Below are 22903 nucleotides of genomic sequence, written 5' to 3'. Positions count from 1 at the left end.
TTGGAGCTTTGTAGAGTCTTGGTTGTTGGCTGCATGGAAAAGAAACCAGCCTTTGGGCTGGTTTGGGTGGGGCTGTGTGGTCTTGAGTATGTTGTGATGATTGTTTATGTGTTTAGATTGTATGCAATCGGAAGACGTGGGCGATGGGGGCTTCGGTGTTTGTTGTTTGTGGTAGATGGACTTCGATGCCCTCGGTAGTTTGTTGGAACGGTAGGGATTGAGTGATGCTTTCGCCTAGTAGGTCGATGGATTGGATCGTTCCTTTGTAAGGGATCGTGTGTACGGTTGGGACTTGGGTTTGTTCGTTGGTGTAGAGATAGGTAGCGTACACTTTGTTTTCGGACGGTTTGGCTGTAAATGCCCAATTGTTGGTATAGGCAGGTTCGCAGCTGCGGGTGCTATAGACAGCTTCGCCGTAGGTGTTGAGCCATGCGCCCAGTCCTTTGATGCGAGCGATGGCGCCTTCGGGTAGGCGACCATCGGGTTGTGGACCTACGTTCAGTGCGAGGTTGCCACCTTTGGAGACGATCTCCATGAGCAGGTGCACCAACTCGCGTACGGATTTGTATTGATCTTCGTAGCGGAAAGAGAACGATGTGCCCATGGTGACGCAGCTTTCCCACGGAATGGACATGGCGTGCTCTGGTACGGTTTGCTCTGGTGTGACGATGTTTTCGTATGGACCGCCTACGGTGCGGTCCGCGGATAGCAGCCACGGCTGGTGCCGTCTCATTTTATCGACAATTTCGCCAAGACGAATATCCTGTCCGCCTTTGCCAGCGCGTACCCAACCCGCATCGAGCCACAGTACATCTACGCGACCGTAATTGGTCAGCAGTTCCTCAATCTGATTATGAGTAAACTGGACAAATTGCTCCCACAGCCACGGGTATTGATGTGGATCGTAGCTTGGTCCGCGCCAGCTATGCTGTCCACGCTCCATGCCATCTGCCCAATAGTACGGCGTATGCCAGTCAGCTTTGGAAAAGTAGGCGGAGATCGCCAGTCCACGCTCGCGGAATGCGTTGAACAGATTGCCCACAATGTCAGCATATTTATGGGTATGGAAAGGGGTATCCTTGCCTGTAATCCGGTAATCGGTTGTATGGGTATCCCACATGCAAAAGCCATCGTGATGCTTGGTCGTAAAATTCAGGTAGCGGAAGCCACCTTCTTTTGCCAAGTCTGCCCACATATCCGGTTGAAAGCGAATCGGATGAAAGGTCTTGTTCAATCCAAAATATTCTCGCTTCAGCTCCTGCGCATCCGGTTGCCAGTCAATGCCGTCACGCGACCAGTCGCCGTCATCATCACTCAATGCCCATGATTCGACTACGCCTAGCTGCGAATATGGTCCCCAGTGCATCATCAGCCCCAGCTTTTGGTCTTTGAACCATTCCAGTCGTTCTAGCAAGTACGGGTCTTCCGGTTTGACCCAAGAGTCCTCGCTGCTGTAATTGTGCACACCACCCTGCACTTCCAGCAGCTTATCGATCTGCTCTTGTTCTTTGTCCGTGAATGCTGTGTCTTTTCCATCGCTCATGTTATATTGCCTCCCCCATGATGATCCATTCATGTTCTTTATAACAGTATTACAGGTACCGTTCCTTTTTACTGCGGGATGATTTTTATATTAAGTGGATCATTTTTCACTTTTGCCAAAAAGCCGATGCCCTGTGTGGCAGAATGGATGCAATGACAGGGCATCGGCATGTACATGTTGTTTTCATAATAATGCTGGGTTAGCTTGAACATGGACTTTACTTTCATAGTTATACTTGCATGGTTACGTTAGGCGCGTCTTCCTTCATACGCATCTTTACTTGATATGATTCTTTATTTCATAGGATCCTTTCCTTCATCTGGATATTCACTTCATGCGGACGGTAGGTAGACAATAGCTTGCCCTCACCATCTGTAGCAAACATGACTGTGCGCTCGGCTTCCAGTGTGAAGCTGTATTGCTGTTGATTGGATGGATTGGTAACGGTGATAGCGGCATCATCGCCATATTCAGATACGAAAATGAACAGACTTCCTTTGGCAAAATCCAGCTTGCGTCCATACACACCAGGCAACTCACCGCCTTGCTGCCAATACAATTCCGGTTCAGCACCTGCTTCGGTCAGTGCATATTGATACAATGCGTGCAATGTATCGGTGCGGTCATTCAACTCGACCGGTAATGGACTCCAGATAAGCTTGCCTGCACCAAGCGGAATATGCTTCACTTGCGCAATGCCAGTCAGCGGCGCTTGCTTAACCAGTTCGGCAATCCGTGTCCCGCCAAACGATACCGATAGCATCTTGCCATCCAGCTGTAATCCTTCCTCGCGGCGTACATTGGACAGAGGTGCCTGATCCGTCACCTCTGGCAAACGGTTGACTGGCTGCCAGTATTCGTCCAGATCAAGCGGACCGGTAAACAGCAATGTACTACCATGCTGCTTCACATATGCCAGCAGTTGCTGAAGTGCTTCACCGTTAAAATTATGCGCACTTGGCACGATGATCAGCTTCGGTGGCGTACCGGTTTCCAGCTCATACAGATGATACTCGCCAAATGCGCGTGGATGCACGTTCAGCTCATACGTCAGCGTACGGATCAGCTTCGAGGTTGCTGCACGCGCTAGTTTACGCGTAGACAGGTCATTGGAATACGGATACACCAACGCCACCTGCTCCAATTCCCGCTGCTCAAACAGATCGCGAATCTCATTCATAAAGCGTCCAAAATCATACGATACATCCGCTTCTGGCTTCTCTGTTCCGTCGGCACGCACCGCTCCAATATTCGATTCGTTCACATTGTGCATATAAAAGTTAATATTCCAGATCCATTGCACCGCGCCTGCGCCGCCAGTGGAAAAGGCATACGCATATTTGCGTTCCAAAATATACTTTAACTCCTGCTCGCTGCGCTTGGCACGACCGTCTGGCGTTTCGATATACATAATGCCGGTTTCCTGAATCAGATTCGGCTTTTGCAGTGTTTTGGTTAGGATGCCATCCCAGACGAGATCGTCCATTTCCCACCATGAATGCACTGTTGTATAATCGACCGCTTCGGCGTACAGCAGTGGCGATGGGCGCTGCCCTGCTAGACCTTCATCCTGCCCGACCGTCACCAGCTGGCGCGGTTGAATGGATTGGATCATCGTACGCAATTCGCTCGCCCATTGATTGTGCATATCCATCGTGAACAGGCTGTAATCGAGCCAACGATTGCCTTTTTTCGGATAAATGGATGTGGTGCGGAAGCTGACTTCATCTGGGCTTACTGGGCGTACAGCGGCAAAATCAGGCAGCTCGGTAGGCGTCATATTCCAGCGCTCCTGTACAGCGGCAATATCGTTGTTGTAGCGCTGCTGCACCCACTTCCGATACGCTTCCAGTTCAAAGCGATCATACACAGGCTGCGGTCCGCTGAATGTTTTGTCAGGGTGGAACATGGATGGCTCGTTGATCAGATCCCAATGCAGATTGGCAGTATCCTTATGCCGCGTAACCACTGCGGAAATAAAGCGTTTCTGCGCCTCCACACTACGCGGATCAAGATACGGGTTCACGCCTTCCCACTGCTCTGGGGTAAAGGCGAAAAAGTTAAAGGTTAGCTCTAACCCATGTCGTTTCGCAGTCAAAATAAAAGCGTCAATCGCCCGCAGCACTTCCTCATACGGATGCCCATCGACGAACATGATGTAGCGCCACGCCGTCCATACTCCGGTCCGCAAATAGTTAATACCTGCGTTTTTCATTTGCAGCATATCCCGATCCCAGACCGAGGCGTTCGGCAGGAACAGATATTTGCGCGCTACATCGGAGGTCATATAGGTCATACCGACAATCGGCAGTGGTCGTCCTTCTTTGCGGAAATAATCGCGGTCTACTGTCAGCATCTCGCCCTCTGACAGCAACTCCGCATCGAATCCCCAGAAGCCTTGACGGGCATGCCGTACATCTCCTTGCGGTGACGTGATGGTCACATCCAGCTCGTAATATCCCGGCTCCACGATTAGGTTCACAGGTACTTTGACAAAATTCAGCTCACGGAAAGCTGGAATGGTCAGTTGATGACTCCAGAGTGAAGATTCGCTGCTTACGCCTTGTTCTTCAGCAGAAAGTTGGTTTTGCTGGGAAACTTGATGATCATTGATCTTGTGCAATGCTAGTGCAAAGGTCCAATCACCATCCATTTCTCCGCCACTCGCATGACGCTGTAAGCTTTGCAATTGAATCGTCAGTGTGGGGCGCTCGCCCGGATCGTAGCTAGCATAATTCGGCTTCACCCAGATTTCGGTTACACCGCGAGCGGCGAATTGTGCCCAGTCCAACAGTGCAGCTATGCCATGTTCCCAGAACGACTCTCCTGCCAGTTGATTGGCAACAATCCAGCGTCCACCAGCAAAATCACCCTTCGTATGTTCCAGCAGGACAACGGGCGCTGCCACTTCGCGTCCATCATGCGAGATGCCCTTGAGCAATGGATAGATATGCGCATCCATCGGACCGCTAGAACCGCCCTGACCCGGATGATCGTCTATCTTGGTCACATGCAGGACCAATCCCCATGTATCCTCCACGGCAAATAGCTGCTCCTGACCAGACAACAACGGAATCTCCTTGCTAGCGACGTAATGTACAATCGGCGCTGCATCTACCGGCAATGCTTCGTGAATGTTAAGCTGCTGATGATACGCAGTCTGGTCATATTCTGGCTGCCAGCCCTGCTCCGTTTGACGCACGGGCGTACGGAATGGAACGCCGCCCAAATGTACCAGCCCCTTGCCATCCCGTACATGCTGCAAAATGGCATGCCATGCTTCTTTTGGAAAATAACTGCCCTGCAAATGTACATATACATCTGCCTGTGTCAGCGCCTCACTCAGCCCAGCCGCATTGGTGATAACAACCTCACTGCCAAACGCGGCAAGCTGCTGCTGACTCGGACGCTGCCCATCAAACGGAAAATCGGAATCATAGAACACAACGGTGCGCAATACAGAAGAATCATTGGATGGAATAGAATTCATGCAGCCTCTCCCTTCATCATCAATTGGAATGAGTGAAATGATACAACGTAATGGTCAATGGGGGGCATCCAGTAGCCCTTTTTGCATAGCTGTGTACACCAGATTGGAGAAGAGACTGTTTGACCATGCAAACCAAGGGCGGGTAAAGGTATGCGGATCGTCCGCATGAAAGCCTTCGTGCATATAGCCTGTATCTGCGTCTGTACTCTCCAGCATATCAATCATATCCAGCATTTCTTTATCCGTACTGGCGGTCAGCCCCTGCATCGACAAGCCCATATGCCACACATAATCCGGTGGTGTATGCGGGCTGCCCATGCCGCGTGCAGCCTTGCCTTCAAAGTAAAACGGATTTTCTTTGCTTAAAATAAATTTGCGGGTCTGCAAATACATCTGATCATTCGGTGCACAATAGCCCAAATACGGCATAGACAGCAGGCTTGGTGTACCTGCGTCATCCATCAGGCAATAGTTGCCAAATCCATCCGTTTCGTACGCATAAATTGGACCATACTGCGGGTGACGGTAAATGCCATACAGCTCAATACCATGCTGCACCTCCTCTTCCATCTGTGCCAGTTCCTCGGCAAACGCCAGATCGCGATACACAAACCGCACCATCTCCTGCATCTGACGCAGACAAACGACAGCAAACATATTTGCCGGAATATTGTAATGCAGATCGCACGCATCATCGCTAGGGCGGAAGCCTGACCAGATCATGCCGGTATAGTTAACAGGCATGCCTTTCCCCCCATTGCGGATCGTATCAATGGCTGGACAATTGCGGCGGGTAAATCGGTAGGGTGATTCTTCCATATGTTGCTGCTCTGTCCGCCACAGCTTATATATGCTGCGCAGACCTTCTTTAAATCCACTATCGAAAATATCCGAATTACCGCTGTGCTTCCAATATTGATATGCCAGCCGTACCGTAAAGCAAAGCGAATCCAGCTCAAACTTGCGCTCCCATACCCACGGTCCCATTTCCGTCTCGTCTGCTGGGTCCCAATGCCAATCGTTGGCGGTTTCGTTAAAGGCATTGGCATACGGATCAACGGATAAATAGAACATATGACGACGAATCAACCCGCTGATGATACGCTGCAACTGCTCATCCTTGCCGCACAGCGGTACATAGTGCATGAGCTGTTCAACCGAATCGCGCAGCCATAACGCCGGAATATCGCCGGTAATGACAAAGGTGGTGCCATCATCCAGCAGCTTGGTTGTCGTCTCTAATGTATTCGGAAAGCAATTACGGAATTGCTGCGCTAGCTTTGGACGGTGTGCCAGTCGCTGCTCCGCTTCCGCCAGTGTTTGTTGGATCACTTCCGGTAATTCAAACGTACTCATTGCAATATTCGCCATCGGTTGTGTCATTGCGTTGTCCCTACTTTCCATTTCAACGTTTTGATCTCGTATGGTGTAAAGGAGATGATAATGGTACCGTCTTCGGCTTCCAGCTGCTCCTGCTCATCTTCCAGCAGATTGGTTCGTACCCATTGACCGCTGCGGTTCTGCTCCGATGTAGTCCAGTTGCCCGGACGAAGGGTAGCTGTGCCGCGACTGCCGGACGATTCATAGAATCGGAAAATCGTCCCGTCGCCATCCTCTGCTGGCTTGATGCTATCCAGCACAATATGTCCGCCTGTGTAATCCAGCAGCGACTGCACGCCGCCGTTGTCTGACTGCGACTGCGACTGCGACTGCGACTGCGACTGCGACTGCGACTGCGACTGCGACTGCGACTGCGACTGCGTAGCAATGGTATCATCGGTGCTTGGCGTATAAGAAATCTCGCGTACTGGTGCCGGTTGATTCAGCTCCGCTGCTGCCCGAACTGTATACGCTTCGCGCCAGTTACCGCCATGTGGAAGCAGGGAATACGTAAATTCATGCTGCCCGATATCCGCTTCGCCATCTGGCCATTTGGGTGCGCGCAGCAGCGATAGGCGTATACGTGCATGCTTGATGTCATAGCCGTATTTGCAATCATTCAGCAGACTGACGCCATAATTGCCCTCGGACACATCTGCCCAGCGATGCCCGCACACTTCAAATTGCGCACGATCCCATGATGTATTGTTGTTCATTGTCCGCTCCAGCGCGCCGAATGGAATCTCATACGTCGCTTGCTCGGCGATCAGATCGACCGGGAACTCGACTTTGAGCAGCTTGTGACTCTCATTCCAGTCCACTTCTGTTTTAAAATCAATCCGACGATGGTGATGGTACAGATGGATGTCCTGCGTAATGATCGAACCGCCCAGCTCCCAACGGAAGTGCAAAATATCGCCTGTGCGCCCTTTCATCACAACACGCGAGGATACCAGATTCGCCTTTCCTGCTACCTGATTGTCAAAATGCGGGTCCACATCCCACGCATCCCACAATGTCGGTCGGTCATGGTAGTATCCGAACACATTGCCCGCTTGCCCTGATTGCAGCACTTCGCGCTTATACTCTCGGTCATACAATGAAATGATCTCGCCCTGCTCATTGAAGCGAATGATATAATGCGGCGTTTCCCAGATGGCTGGAACCTGCGCGCCAAGTACAACATCTGCCGGGCTTTGCACATCGTCCTCATGCTCGTATTCATGCACATCCAACTGCTCATACGTCTGTTGATCGTCCGGTTGGTAATCCGGCACGACTGGCGTGGATGGCAGCTCCGCTTTCGCTTCACGCAGCCAGATGACACGATAGCCAAACGCCGGAATGGATGGCACATAAATACGAAGTGTAAATAACGATGGGGTAGCATCCTGATTCACTACTGTCTCATGATTGGCATGTTGCGAATGATCAGTGTCAGCATTTGCTGTAGCTGATTGCTGCGTAGAAGATTCCTCTTTCTGCTCACCGTATGGTACGCGTCCCGGCAGCTTGCTGCGAGCAGCGGTACCATGCAGCTGCGGTGCGGCTGGTAATTCTGTAACTGGTTCTGCCAGTTCATTGACGATAATATCGAATGCTAGTGGATGACCCTGTTCATCGTAAGCAGCGATATGATTCAGATCGTCACCGCCTTGAATCTCCACCCATTCGTCGCGCTCCCAACCGAGACTATTGAATACTGCATATGGTGTGCCTTCCCCAGACAAGGATAGTGAATCTGTCCATACTGCCAGTGCCTGATCCAGTGCGCCTTCCCCAATACGCAGAATCTCCTCATATTCCACATCTGACGTATGATACACTTCGGTAATCGCAGAACCCGGCACAATATCGTGAAACTGATTCAGGATGATGCCAATCCAGCCTGCCTTGAATAACTCTGCCGTGATAGGCGCATGGTCGTCAGCTTTGTCCAGAATAAGCGGACTAACCGAAAAGTCGGCTGCCGATGGTGCAGCATCGCCTTCTACAGCATCCGTTATCGATGGCACTGCATGTCCACCAGCAGGATCAGCTAACGCGTCAGTTACATCATTCGGAATCTCGCTTGCTGCCAGACTACTGCGGTTCATATGCAGCACCGCCAGCTGTTCCCAGATTTCCGCTTCGCGGTAGAGTACTTCCGCTTTGCGGTTGTAGCGTTTGTTCCACGCTTGGGTCGTATATGTACCCCGATGCAGCTCCAAATACAGATCGCCGCGCCATACCGGAAGCTCATCGCCTTTTTCCAGCGTATGGTCAAAAAATTCCTTTGCTGTACCAAATTCGGCTTTCGGCTGACCGATCATCCACTCCGCATGCTGTACATATTCGACCATCTCCTCGGTTACGCCACCACCGCCGTCACCATGCCCGTATAACAGCATTTGCTCAGGGTGAATATCCTTTTGCCGGAACGATGTCCAGTGCTCGTCGATGTCCTTGACCGTCGTATGCTCGTTTACCCCATGATTCAGATACGACAAGACCGGCGTACCATCGATACCTACCCATTGGAACAGATCATAAGGGAAGATATTTGTATCATTCCAATTCAGCTTGGTTGTCATAAAATAATCAATCTCCGCCTGACGCAGCAACTGCGGCAACGAAGCGGCATAACCGAACGTATCCGGTAGCCATTCGATGGATGAGGTCTGTCCAAATTCCTCCCGATAAAAGCGTTGTCCGTACAACAGCTGACGCGCCAGCGATTCGCCGCTCGGAATATTTAGATCTGGCTCCACCCACATCCCGCCAACCAGCTCCCAGCGCCCTTCAGCGACATACTGCTTGATCTTGGCATACAGCTCTGGGTAGTGATCCTTCACATAAGCGAACAACTGCGGCTGACTCTGGGTGTACACAAATTCTGGGTACTGCTCTAGCAGTGTACACATCGTCGAAAAGGTTCGGCTGCTTTTGCGCACCGTTTCGCGTACAGGCCACAGCCATGCAATATCGATATGGGATTGACCGACCATGATCATCCGACCATCGATAGCGGCATCTGGCGCATATTTGCCCACTTGCTCCTGCAACAGTTGCTGCAATTGCACCCACGGTTGCTCCAGTTTCCATGCTTCCTGCGGCAGATCGTACGCCGCCTGCATACACTGGATAAGCGCTTGCTCAATATCGGTGCGACGAAGCTCTCCTTCCGGTAAACGACGTGACGCATCCAGCAGCAAGCGTACACTGTGCATCAAGCTACGCAATCCAGCGTTGATGCTGACCAGACTGGCAGTAAATCCGGTTAGCGGCGCGACGAATTCCGGCTGACCATTTAACGGATCATGCGGTTCGGGAATCGGATCATATAGCTCAATCTCCGCGTGTACCGTCTGCCCGATATGCTCCGCACGAAGCGGTACAAACTGGTGATTACGATCTAGCCCGTGGTAAAACTCACCATTCAGCTTTAGCAAGCCTTCGCCACCACCAGCGCTAAACAATATCGCTGCTGGATGCTCCTTCCACTCCGTCGGAATGTGCACATCACTTTCCAGCATATACGTAATACCGTGCGTTGCACGTAGTGTCAGATCGCTCGCTTGGCGCGGCTGTAACACTTCGTAGCGTCCGGCTGTAATATAGCGTACTTCCTCGACTGTCCATTGCTTCAGTTCCCTCTGTTCCAGCCACTGATGAGCAGCCAGATGTGTAAGAAATCGTTGAATACGATGCATAGTGTGCCTCCCTAGAGTCCAAGGTCGATGGGAATGATACGAAATGTATACCTAATTTACTGAGACAACATAGATATGCTGTACTGCCCGTGCCGAATCGCGATCAGGCAGTACAGCTTACCGGAATTATGCTATACGTGCTAGATCGATACAATATGTCAGATATGAATGGATATGTGTCATATGACCAGCCCTTTCAGCATGCGGGTTAGCGGACAATATGCTACCTATGCGGTGGCTTTATACAACTGTACGGTTCAGTCGGTAATTGTAAGGGACGCTATCTGCCCATCTGCCGAGCTGCCCCCGATTTGTAAACGAAATTCGCCAGCTTCTACAATCCGTTCCAGTTTAGAGGTAACCAATTCCAGATGCTCGGTCGTTAGGGTAAAGGTGACTGTTTTCGTTTCACCGGGTTCTACATACACTCGTGTAAATCCTTTCAGTTCCTTTTCTGGTCGTGTACATGTAGCAACCAGATCGGTAATGTACAGCTGTGCTACTTCCCACCCTGCTACATGACCCGTATTAGTAATCTCTACATCCACTTCCGCTACGATTGCTGCTGGCGTATGCTTGAATGTTGCCAACGCATCTGATTCATTCGAAGCAGTCTGTGCAAATTGGGTAGCTGCAATTGCCGCCAGTGAGACATTGATAGGACGCACGACAGGCTTTGCATATTCAAAGGTTGTATAGCTTAGCCCGTGTCCAAACGGATACGCCGGTTGCAGATCCATTTCCAGATATCGTTTGCCGCGCGTACGCTTGCTGTTGTAATACACAGGCAATTGTCCAACATGCTTCGGTACGGATATGGTCAGACGCCCAGACGGATTCACGTCGCCAAATAGGATGTCCGCCAGCGCATGTCCACCCTCCTGCCCTGGATACCATGCCTCCACAATCGCTTGCGCATGCTCATCAATCCACGGCTCAGATACCGGACGACCATTGATATAGATCACGATTAGCTTTTTGCCAAGTGACTGAATCTGCTTGAACAGCTCTAGCTGTGCTCCTGCGAGATTGAGATTCACGCGGTCAATGCCTTCGCCGCTCTCCATATCGCTTTCCTCGGAATCATGCACGAGCGATTGTCCCGTACGCAAATCAATCGTCCCTTCGCCAAAGTCGCGTGCACTAGAACCGCCTAGTACAAGCACCACTGTATCGGCTTGCTGTGCGACTTCCAGCGCATATGGAATGCCTTCCAGTGAACCGTCCTTGATCCGGCAACCGGGTGCATACAGTACAGAGTCCTCCTGTCCGGTAGCTGCCAGATACTGACGAATGCCTTCCAGCGGCGTGACCACTTTACCAGCCGGCTGCGGAGAAGTATAATCGCCCAGCTGATTGTACGGCTTGTTCGCGTTCGGTCCGATTACAGCGATTGTACCGATATTGGTAGCGGACAGCGGCAGTGCGGAAGCGTCATTTTTTAGCAATATTATGCCTTGCCGAGCGACCTCGCGCGCTAGCTCAATATGCTCTGGTGAATGAATCAAGCGCTCCGCCCGATCAGGATCGACATACGGGTTGTCAAACAAGCCCAATCGGAATTTAATTTCTAGCAAACGACGTACTGCCTGATCCAAATGAGCCTCTTCGGCGATGCCCTGCTCTAGCGCGGACTTGAGATATTTGCCAAACATATAACCGGACATTTCCAGATCGATGCCTGCTTTTAGGGAAATGGCGGTTGCCTGCTCACCCGTTTCCACGATATTGTAGCCGCCTACGAGCATATTCATCGCACTCGCATCGGTAATGACAAACCCATCAAAGCCCCACTGCTTACGCAGCAATTCGTCCAGCAGATAGTCACTTGATGTACACGGCACGCCGTCGATTTCGTTATAAGCGGTCATGATGGAGACAGCGCCGGCTTCTACCGCTTTGCGAAACGGCATCAGATCGACTTCATGCAATTCCTTCATGCCCATATGTACAGGTGCAGCATTGCGTCCACCCTCAGAAGCGCCATATCCGGCAAAATGCTTCAGCGTCGCAATCACACTATCCGGTGCATCAAGCGCTTCTCCCTGCAATCCATGCACCGCCGCTATCGCTAGCTGCGACGCGAGATACGGGTCTTCACCATATGTCTCTTCGGTACGTCCCCAGCGTGGATCGCGCACGATGTCCAGTACGGGGGAGTAGGTTGCCACGCCACCCTGACTTCGCGTCTCCACTGCTACCGCATGACACATCTGCTCATACAGCTCTAGGTTCCATGTGCTAGCTGCCAATAGCGGCACAGGATAAACAGTTGCGCCGATTGCCATATGTCCATGCGAGCATTCCTCGCCGAACATGAGTGGAATGCCCAGCCGCGAGTGTTCGATGGCGAATTGCTGAATCGCATTCAATGCCGCTGCTCCTTCACGCGGCGACAGCCCCGTTTCCAACGTAACCTCGGTCCAAGGATCAGCGCGCAATGCCGCATAGAGGGCGCCAATTTTTCCAGCCAGAATATCTTCCTTACACGCTTCGGTCAGCGTGATTGTACCGTCTTCGTTTTTGTCAAACATGCGCCAGCCGAACGGCTGCACCAATTGTCCGATCTTCTCATCCTGCGTCATCTGTGCCAGCAAATCCTGTACTCGTTCCTGCAACGGTGTCGATGGGTCCTTGTAACTCATACGTGTGGTCACCTTTGATCCTTTCGTGGCGCGGCTGCCTGTGCAGTTTGTAGCATGTGAAATATGTTTGGCTGCGGCGCAATCCTATATTGGTTTTGGTGATGCTTCAGCTCTGTGTTGGACCAGCCGACAGTGGCTGGTTGTGTGTAGTACTTCTGCCTAGAAACGGGGATACCTGTCTAGAAATGATAAAAGATTTATTTTTGATCATAAAAATTATTTTCAATTCTACTTGAAAATCGCAAAGTAACTTCCACCTCGAGGTGTCTATATCCTTTGTAAAGAAATCGGGAATATACAGGTCGAAATGAGTATCCTTCGTTATTTTCAAACGATTATACGTCATTTACCATATCATCCTTCGGCTATGACAGCATAGAGAAGCTGGACGCAATCTAGAGAAATGAAAAAGAATTTCACAAAATAAAAAGAATTTCACCATCTGATCATGTCGATGGCAGGCTGCGTGAGATGCTATGCCGTCCATGCAAAAAGGAGCAGTGTCATATATAGACACTGCTCCTTTTATTTCACTTTTATTTCACTTTCCTTCCACTTCCACTTTCACCTTCACTTCAATCCTAACCGACTATCTGTTACCTCTTGTATTTTGCCAAAGCTCAATATGCCCAGTTGCCTTTGCGGAATACTGGCTCAGTCGTGCCATCCGGCAATTCGCCGTCAATATCCAGCTCTGCGGAGCCAACCATAAAGTCCACATGCGTCAGACTGACATTGGCGCCATGATCCAGTAGCTCCTGCTTGCTCATCTTGGTGCCGCCCTCCAGATTGGTCGGATACGCGCTACCCAGTGCAAAGTGGCAGGACGCATTCTCATCAATACCAGTGTTGTAGAAAATACGGTTTAGGTTAGAGATGGGGGAATCGTATGGCACCAGTGCCACTTCGCCCAGATGCAGCGCACCTTCATCCGTTTCCAGCAGCGAAGTCAGATGCTCGCGACCAGATGTAGCGTCATACTCTACCACTTTGCCATCCTTGAAGGTCAATTGAATCCCCTCCACCAGACGACCATTCAAATTCAGCGGCATCGTGCTTGTCACAGTACCATTGACGCCATTCCGATGCGGCATCGAATACACTTCCTCGGTCGGCATATTAGCGACAAAATAAACGCCAGCTTCATTTTCACCACCACCACTGCGCCACAGATGACCTTCTGGCAGTTGGACATGCAGATCGGTTCCGGGTGCGCGGTAATGCAGGCTTTTGTATTTCTTGCCGTTTAGCAGGTTTTTGCCTTGACGCAGATGTTCAATATGCTCGCGCCATGCAGCAACTGGATCATTATCTTCTTTGACCCGATTCATCATGAAGATCGCTTCCCACATCGCTGGAATACGTTCCGCTTCGGGCAGATCGGCATACACTTTGTCTGCCCATGCTGCGGTTGGCGCTTTGATCAGCGACCAGCTAATGCGGCTGTTGCGCGTAAAGACGCTATATTTTTCATTCGCGATGGCTGCCGCCTTAACTGAGGTAGATACTTTCCATGAATCGATACCGGTAAATAGCTCTGGATTCGGTACTTTGATGCGCAGAATAGCGCCGCCCTCTTCCGCAAACTTCTCCATCATATCCGCCTGCCATTGTGGGTAGTAGTCAAACGTATCATCGGCTGCATGCTCGTAACGGATACGAGTGACTGCTTCATCATCCCAATCCACAATGACGTATTTGGCACCAGCATCATATGCCTTAGCAACGATCAAGCGGGTAAGATCAGCCGTTTCCAGTGGTGCATTCACGATCAGCACCTGTCCAGGCTGAATATTCACCCCTACCTTGATTACCAGCTCGGCGTATTTTTCCAACATGTTTGTAAATGTACTCATCTGCTCGGTCCCCTTGTCTGTCGCTAAAATCGATACATCTTTTTCCTTGTTCCAACACCTGTTTATACATTCGACAAAATTAGATGTAGATTTGATGAATTTTGTCGAAAATAGTTTCTTTCCACTGAATCACGTCCTATAATATCGTACACAACCAATGATTCAATATTAAACTTTTCAGTGTATAAGCTATCTATGACGTGATACGACGGATATCAAACAGGTCATGAAGGATATGTATCGTCACTATCTTTTCATTATACCGTTTAATCCCCCATCCGACATCACCCTGCCTATCATCTCTACCCCACTACTGATCTTGATGCCCAAAGGAGCCCCTCTTGATGTATGAAAAAAACAAAGTCATGAATTTGTTATGCCTAGTTACGGTAGCGCTCTCTTTTATCGTATTTGCGCTGCATACGTTTACAACAATTATTCCAGTTCCAATGGATATGAACATGGATCATATGTCACATGGCAGCATGGATCATGTGCAACCAATGCGGTATGTATTGCTCGCTATTCCGCTTACTCTATTCATTATTTCGCTTGTTCTGTTTACCAAGCAGCCTCTTCACTCCTATTTGCCTGTGCTCAATACGCTAATCCTTACCTTTGGCAGTATCGCCCTGATCGCTGCTGGTGACGGATTGGTGGAGTACCACTTTTCGGTCTTTATGGTTGTCGCTTTTGTCGCCTTTTACGATTCGTTAAAGATGGTACTGTTGACGACAGTGATTTTTGCCGTCCATCATATCGCAGGCTTCTTCCTCTTTCCTGAACTGATCTGTGGACATATGAATTATTCCTTCTCCCTACTGCTGATTCATGCGGTATTTCTGCTGCTGACAAGCGCTGCTGCCAGCCTGCTCATTGTGACCAAACACCGCACCACTCGCTCACTGGAAGCGCAAAAGAGTAGCGCTGACGAGTTGAATCGTACCGCCTTGGACAATTTGCAGCATACCGGGCAATATATGGAGCAATCTGCCGGTGCATTGCAGACGAATGCCCAATCACTCGTTTTACTATCTGAAGAAATCGCTCGCTCTGTTGAGCAAATCAGCACCGCCGCAACAGATCAGCTGTTGCCTTCCCAGCAGCAAAGCGAAGACAAGCTGAATCGGATGACTGCCGCCATTCACGATATTGCTAGCGCACTTGAACAACTCCGTCAATCATCCGCGACTACGATTGATAGCGCCCAATATGGCAGGCAATCGCTAGATCAAATTACCGAACGCATCGCTTCCTTGCAGGCAGATGTCGAGCAAATGGCTGCCGGGATTTACGGCGTAGATGAGCGTGCACAGGAAATTGCCCGTTTTATCGAAATCATTGCCCATCTTGCCGAGGAAACCAATCTGCTATCCCTGAACGCCGCTATCGAAGCAGCGCGTGCGGGTGAACATGGCAAAAGCTTTGCCGTTGTTGCTCAGCAGGTGAAAAAGCTGTCCGTCGAAACCAGCGATGCGCTGAAACGCATGTCTACGATTATTCATGAATTTACCGGTGCAACTGGCAATGCACTGCAATCATCCGAACGTGGCGCACAACAGATGCGCTTGACGCTAGACGATGTCAAACAAACTCATGAGACATTTCGTGATATTGTAGACGCGACCAAGCTTAATGGGCAGCAAGTGGAGCAGATTACAATGCGTACACTGGAATTGGATCGCAATGCTGAAGCGGTCAATGAAGCGACCCATTATGTGACCGAAATGATCCAGCAATCGCTGAATAGCCAGCAAACGGTCGCTGGCACTGTGAATCAACAGCTGGAGCATAGCTATGCAGTTCGTAATGAAGCGGACCAATTAAACCAAATGAGCGATCAGCTAAGTAGCTTGGTGCAACAGTTTAGCCGACAGCAACGTGCCGATCAGGAGCCTGTATCTACTCGTGATGACGTAGGCAAAACTACAGACCCTCATTCGTCATCTGCCGACTCTCATTCATCCACTTCGCCTATTCCATCGTCTGCACCTGTAACCGATATTGCTTCCTAAATAACGCTGAATCGTATACGTGTACTATGGTCTGTACGTTATATCCACCTGATGATCTATATTGGCTATCCAGACAAAATGGTATATTTACACAAACAGGAACCTTCCGCCATCTTCGGGCTGGAAGGTTCTTGTTCGTTTCCAAACATACGTTAACTGGTTGCCTACACATTCAACTCTGGTGATTGCTTGTGTCCACCTATGCCTTGTGTTGCTTTGCTATATCGCTTATCCTAACAATTTTTAGTTCTTATAGTAATTTGTTCAATATTGAACAATATATCAAATAAAAACAAACTTTTTCACAATTTTTCGTATTATTTTGAACATTTTTGTGTACATTTGCGGAGAGAGTGAATAGAATGGAGTTGAATTCAACCAGTTTTTATGGAAAAGAGGGGTATTATGGAAACGATGCTTCGCAATGTGTTTCAATCCCTTGCTAAAAATCCATCGGCGAATCGGATGGCGAAGAAGTATGGGTTGCGCTTTGGTGCCAAACGGTTTGTTGCTGGGGTGACGGTGGAGGAAGCGGTTCAGGCAGTCCGGCAGTTGAATAGGGATGGTCGACTGGCGACGTTGGATCATCTGGGGGAATTTATTTCGACGCGACAAGAAGCGTTGGATTCGCTACACATGTGCTTGGCGACGCTAGATGCGATTCATGATAGTGGCGTGCAATCGAATTTGTCGCTCAAGTTAACGTCGCTAGGATTAGATCTGGATCGGCAACTTTGTTTGGACAATATGGTGCAGATTTTGACAAAGGCGAAGGGGTACGGCAATTTTGTGCGGATTGATATGGAGGATTATGCGCATTGTCAGCCAGCGCTGGATTTGTATCGCGAATTACGGCAATCGTTTGATAATGTGGGCATTGTGCTGCAAGCATATTTATTCCGTACAGCTCAGGATATTGACGATCTGAATGGGCTACATGCGAATCTACGGTTGGTCAAAGGGGCTTACAAGGAACCAGCGTCTGTAGCTTTTCCAGCCAAAGAAGATGTGGATGCCAATTACCGCAAAATCATTGCGCAGCATCTGGCTCACGGCAATTATACCGCCATCGCTACCCATGATGAAACTATTGTGCGGTTTGTGAAGCAACTGGTGACGGACAAAAATATTCCGCGCGAGCAGTTTGAATTTCAGATGTTGTATGGCATTTGCGAGGATTTGCAGAAGCGACTTGTGCAGGAAGGCTACAAGGTGCGCATTTATGTACCGTATGGACGCGATTGGTTTGGTTACAATATGCGGCGGCTTGCTGAACGCCCAGCGAATGTATGGTTTGTCATGAAAAATCTATTTCGCTAATATCCGCCAACCTCTCATGCGATGAAGCTGTGCAGCTGGGCGGACCGTTCGATATTGCATAGAAAACGAGACATGACAGGTTCGCCATATCTCGTATATTCTTCCGTTCACGTACATTCGATTCACTCAATGAAGTTGGTGCTTGATCATCTTGTTGTACAGCGTGCCGCGCGAGATGCCAAGTAGACGGGCGGCGGTGCTTTTGTTACCGGATGCTTTGCGAATGGCTTCCTCAATCCGTTGCTTTTCCTCTTCATCGGTAATACGGGCTTTCAGCCCCTGATGTTGAATAGGCGATTCGCCATCAGGCTGCTGACGCGTCGGCAGATGAACAGGTGCGGAGACAGGCAAATGCAGAAATGCTTGAAACACATCTGGCAGCAGCTCAGGCTGCAACTCATCCCCATCGCTCAGGATCACGCAGCGCTCGATCACGGCGCGCAGCTCTGCCACATTGCCGGGCCAATCGTAACGGGCAAAGGCAAACATCACATCTGGTGCGGCTTTGGGCAATGGTTTACGGTATTGCATCGCAAACTCGCGCAAATACATGTGCACTAGAATCGCAATGTCCTCCCTGCGCTCACGCAGCGGCGGCACAGTAATGCTGACTACACCAAGCGCGTAGTACAGCTCGGAACTGAATTGTCCGGCGGCGACCAACTGCTCTAGATCGGAACGGCTAGCAGCGATGATGCGAGTATGCAGCGGCAATTCCTCCTGACCACCATAACGGCGGAAGGAACGAGATTTGAGCGCACGGTACAGCTTGTTTTGCATATCTGGGGTGAGTCGATGGATTTCATTAAGAAATAACGTTCCGTACCCTGCCTGCTCTAGCTTGCCCGCTTCCTGAATATCCTGACCAGAATATGTGCCTCCGATAAAGCCGAACAGCTCGCTGTCTAGTAGCCCAGGCGGAATCGCTCCGCAGTTGATGCTCAGAAACGGCGCATCGCCGTGCGCACCAGCAAGGTGAATCGCACGTGCCAGCTGCTCTTTGCCTGAACCCGGCTCCCCGTACAGCAGCACGGGCGTATTCAGCTCAGCGACTTTTTTCCCGATGCGTACGACCTTACTGATGCTGTGACTCTGCCCATCCATCAGGGTAAATGGATCGTCGCCACGCGGCAAGGTTTCGTGAATGCTCGCCTGTGCGGTGGATAATTCTTCGTTCAGCTTGACGAGGTGAGTAATGTCCTGCTCGGAGGCAAGACCACCGATAATGGTGCCAGCATCGTCCAAAATCGGGGAAGCATTAATGAGCACATGCGTACCTTCAGATGATTTGTGATACATGTTGCGTACACGTCGCCCTTTGTCCAGCACCTGAAGCAGCATGAGCGATTCCGGGCTAAAATGCTCACCGATCTGGCGACCGATAATCTGCTCCTGTGGAATGCCGTACATGCTAGCGGCAATATCATTCCAGCATCGAACAGTACCGTCACGATCCACCGCAGTAACGGCGTCGGTCATCGTATCAAGCAGCACCTGCAAATACAGCTCCGTCCGGCGCTTCTGTGCTGCCAGCTGATTCACCAGCTCGCCCACGCTGATCCAGCCGAGCAATGAAGGGCTTTTCCCGCTCTCTGTCACCAGCAGCGGACGCTGATTCTGCTGCAATAGCAGACGAGACCATTCGATCTGCGATGTCCATTGATCTGACGTGAAGACCAGTGATGGTGCAAACAGATTCGCGCCTTGTTGCATCGTACCATTCCAATGACGCCAGAAACGCAAATCGTCTGCCGTCCACACATAATGTCCGTCTGTCGTCTGCACATACACAGCCTGCCCGTTTTCCAGTACATCCAGCAGTCTGTCACGCTCATCCTGTATATTCAGCTGTGTCCATTGCTTCTCCAACCTGATCTGTTCATTATTGAACATGACAACCTCTCACTTCGTGTTATTTTGTATCCATTTTACATGAGCTTTCCATTCGTTACAACCGCTGGCATGGCGCTCTACAAGGCATATGCTGCTGTCTGTGCACCATATATGGACATTATGAGCGGCTGTTCACCTGTCGCTGTGACTTGAACAGGCAATACGAGCAATCAACCAATCTCATTCCAAGGCTTGACCATTCGAAAGGGGTATCCGACCATGAGTAAAGTAACGAATATCAAACCATTTGCCAATGAACCTTTTGTTGATTTTAGCGTACCCGCAAACCGCGATGCCATGAAACAAGCACTGGATAGTGAAAAGAGTACATTAGGTCGCAAAATTCCGCTGCATATCGGCAGTGAGAAAATATTTACTGACGATGTGATTACGTCCATCAATCCCGGCAATACAGACCAAACCATCGCACTAGTAAGCAAAGCTACCCGTGAGTTGGCAGAACAAGCGATGCAAACCGCACTGTCCACCTTTGAAACATGGAAACAGGTACCTGCACGTCAGCGCGCTGATTATCTGTTCCATGCCGCCCAACTGATGAGAGAGCGCAAGCATGAATTTTCAGCGCTGATGATTCTGGAATCGGGCAAAAACTATGCCGAAGCTGATGCAGACACCGCCGAAGCCATCGACTTTATGGAATTTTATGCACGCGAAATGATCCGCTTGGACGGCATCAACGAGTCTCAGCCACTGACACCAGTTGCTGGTGAGCAGAATCGTTTGACGTATATCCCGCTTGGTGTCGGCATCGTGATTCCGCCGTGGAATTTCCCACTCGCCATCTGTGTTGGTATGACTACTGCTGCGATTGTATCCGGCAATACCGTGCTGCTCAAACCAGCATCCACCACACCGGCGATTGCGCATAAATTTGTCGAGCTGATGGAGGAAATTGGGCTGCCAGCGGGCGTGCTCAACTATGTACCGGGCAGTGGTGCCGAGGTCGGCGATTATCTGACCACGCATCCAAAAACTCGTTTTGTCAGCTTCACCGGTTCTAAGGAAGTGGGACTGCGCATCAGCAAGCTGGCTGCCGATACGGTAGACGGTCAAATTTGGATCAAGCGTCTGATCGCCGAAATGGGTGGTAAGGACGGCATCGTAGTCGATGAGACAGCTGATCTGGACGCAGCAGCACAAGCGATCGTCTCCTCTGCCTTCAGCTTCCAAGGTCAAAAGTGCTCTGCCGGATCACGCGCTGTCATCGTACAATCGGTATATGACCAGCTCGTACAAAAGGTTGTGGAGCTGACTGGCAAATTGTCTAGCGGGCTACCTGAGGACAACTATCCTGCTGGACCGGTCATTGACCAAGCATCCTGCGATAAAATTATGAGCTATATCGAAATCGGCAAAACCGAAGGACGTCTGCTTGCTGGTGGCAAACGTGCGGAAGGCAACGGCTATTATATCCAGCCGACCATTATTGCCGATGTGGATCGCAAAGCCCGTATTATGCAGGAGGAAATCTTTGGTCCTGTATTGGCACTATGCCCGGCTGCCGATTACCGCGAGGCGATCGACATTTACAATGATACCGAGTTCGGTCTGACCGGCGCCTTCTTTTCCACCAATGACGAGCGGATTAACGAAGCACTAGAAACGATGCACTGCGGCAATCTGTATATCAACCGCAAATGCACAGGCGCACTGGTTGGCGCACATCCATTTGGCGGCTTCAATATGTCAGGCACCGACTCCAAAGCCGGAGGGCATGATTACCTGCTGCTGTTCACACAAGCCAAGCTGACTTCGCGCAAGCTAGGCTAACGGCTGGACAGATGCTAAGTATGAATGAATCAGGTATATGAGATCGAAACAATAGCATAACGCATGAAAAGCAGCGATGAATCCTATGATTACGTAGGAGACATCGCTGCTTTTTTAATGAAATCGGAGAGTATGAGTTATTTATACGAAAGTTGATATATGCGGAAGCTGATCCATCCAAAAACTATGAGTTTGCTACGCTTGCCGACCGAGGTTCTGTTCTGTGTACATAAAGCATATATCTTTACTTGTACGGACTTACGCATATACATATACAGCTAAAGCTTGCTATAGCAACAACTCCATCGCAGTGCGTTCTTTGTCGGCAATCTCTACTAACAGAGCCGAAGCTTGTCGTACATGCTGCTCATCTCCTGTGTTGCCTGCATGGTCGATTGCTGTAGAGACAGCGACCCATAGCGGGGCAATTTGTGAAAATGAGCGGTAAGCTTGTTCGATTGCCGAGTCATCTAGTAATTCGCTGCATTCTCTCAGAAAATCACGATAGAGATTCCGAAATAATGCGCCCCCTGTTCCCGCTCGCTCCATCAGCATTGCAGTCAAGCAGAAGTGGTGTTGTATATCATTTGTGCGTTCATGCCATTTGACGATTTCTTTGCTCATTTTGATGATGCCTGCATTGCCGATGTTGCGTATCGGCGCATTCAGATAGCTATGCGCATTGTTCGTTAGCGCTTGACGGATCACAGGAGCAAGCGGTGGGAATGAGTCCATCTTCCCCAGTGTAAAGGAACGATTACGTGAGCTCATGAATCCCTTTGCCTGTCTAGCAGCAGATAGGCTTGTTCGTCGAGTTTGTACAAGACTGCCCTGCTGCTCGGTATCCGCCATATAGGCGTATTCCTCATCAAAGCCATAGATGACAGCATAATGACCAGCGAAATGGACTTTGTTTGTAAAATAATCCAGATCATATGAATCCAGTTTTACACCGACCGGCATACCGTGTTCGATAGGAGCCTGTACATGTTGCCATGCTTTGGAAACGGACGATGTTTCTTGCACATTCATTATGAATCCAAGAGCTTCGGCAAGATGCGCAATCACCGTATCGGGTTTACTTCGTCCCCCGATAAAAGGAAATTCCATGACTTTGGAATCCCAATAAATGAAGCCCAGCCCTTGCCCCAGACCGAACAGCATAGGCTCAGACACATGAATGCCAGCATGCTGCAATAGATTGCCGATCGCGGTCGTCTCGCAATGATCACCTGTATATGGAACAAAGTCTTCAATGATTGTAGTCATGTATACCTT

11 protein-coding genes are annotated in these 22903 nt (G+C 50.0%); 3 read left to right on the top strand and 8 right to left on the bottom strand.

Annotated features, from left to right (window positions below):
- Positions 1-112: 112 nt before the first annotated feature.
- From ABXR35_RS01210 to ABXR35_RS01185, 6 genes are all read right to left on the bottom strand, one after another.
- Positions 113-1543, bottom strand: coding sequence for an alpha-L-fucosidase (locus tag ABXR35_RS01210; RefSeq protein WP_367054326.1), 1431 nt, complete (start codon positions 1541-1543; stop codon positions 113-115).
- 298 nt (positions 1544-1841) lie between these two features.
- On the bottom strand, positions 1842-5033 hold the full coding sequence (locus tag ABXR35_RS01205) for a beta-galactosidase (protein ID WP_367054323.1): 3192 nt from the start codon (positions 5031-5033) through the stop codon (positions 1842-1844).
- A gap of 54 nt (positions 5034-5087) precedes the next feature.
- A complete protein-coding gene (locus ABXR35_RS01200; RefSeq protein ID WP_367054320.1) occupies positions 5088-6416 on the bottom strand; it encodes a glycoside hydrolase family 125 protein in 1329 nt (442 codons plus the stop codon).
- Positions 6413-10105, bottom strand: coding sequence for an alpha-mannosidase (locus ABXR35_RS01195; protein ID WP_367054317.1), 3693 nt, complete (start codon positions 10103-10105; stop codon positions 6413-6415). Before ABXR35_RS01195 ends, ABXR35_RS01200 begins: the two co-directional genes overlap by 4 nt.
- Before the next feature lie 257 nt (positions 10106-10362).
- Complete coding sequence (locus ABXR35_RS01190) at positions 10363-12750, bottom strand: glycoside hydrolase family 3 N-terminal domain-containing protein (protein ID WP_367054314.1); 2388 nt, start codon at positions 12748-12750, stop codon at positions 10363-10365.
- 620 nt (positions 12751-13370) lie between these two features.
- Complete coding sequence (locus ABXR35_RS01185) at positions 13371-14606, bottom strand: aminopeptidase (protein WP_367054312.1); 1236 nt, start codon at positions 14604-14606, stop codon at positions 13371-13373.
- A gap of 344 nt (positions 14607-14950) precedes the next feature.
- On the opposite strand from ABXR35_RS01185, the gene ABXR35_RS01180 reads away from it, so the two are divergent.
- Positions 14951-16621: a methyl-accepting chemotaxis protein gene (locus ABXR35_RS01180; protein WP_367054310.1), complete on the top strand. Its 1671-nt coding sequence runs from the start codon at positions 14951-14953 to the stop codon at positions 16619-16621.
- 405 nt (positions 16622-17026) lie between these two features.
- Positions 17027-17941 (top strand): proline dehydrogenase family protein, encoded by a 915-nt coding sequence (locus tag ABXR35_RS01175; RefSeq protein WP_367054308.1) that lies wholly within the window; start codon positions 17027-17029, stop codon positions 17939-17941.
- A gap of 126 nt (positions 17942-18067) precedes the next feature.
- Here ABXR35_RS01175 and ABXR35_RS01170 read toward each other — a convergent pair whose 3' ends face one another.
- Positions 18068-19834 (bottom strand): sigma-54 interaction domain-containing protein, encoded by a 1767-nt coding sequence (locus ABXR35_RS01170; protein ID WP_367054305.1) that lies wholly within the window; start codon positions 19832-19834, stop codon positions 18068-18070.
- A gap of 219 nt (positions 19835-20053) precedes the next feature.
- On the opposite strand from ABXR35_RS01170, the gene pruA reads away from it, so the two are divergent.
- Positions 20054-21625 (top strand): L-glutamate gamma-semialdehyde dehydrogenase, encoded by a 1572-nt coding sequence (pruA, locus tag ABXR35_RS01165; RefSeq protein ID WP_367054303.1) that lies wholly within the window; start codon positions 20054-20056, stop codon positions 21623-21625.
- A 288-nt stretch (positions 21626-21913) separates the two neighbouring features.
- Here the strand turns inward: pruA and ABXR35_RS01160 are convergent, their stop codons facing one another.
- Positions 21914-22894, bottom strand: a complete 981-nt coding sequence (locus ABXR35_RS01160) for a BtrH N-terminal domain-containing protein (RefSeq protein ID WP_367054300.1) — start codon at positions 22892-22894, stop codon at positions 21914-21916.
- Positions 22895-22903: the final 9 nt, after the last annotated feature.

The sequence above is a fragment of the Paenibacillus sp. JQZ6Y-1 genome (genome assembly GCF_040719145.1).
GTDB classification, from domain to species: domain Bacteria; phylum Bacillota; class Bacilli; order Paenibacillales; family Paenibacillaceae; genus Saccharibacillus; species Saccharibacillus kandeliae.
Note: the sequence above shows the minus strand (reverse complement) of the source record. Positions and strands in the feature narration are given on the sequence as shown.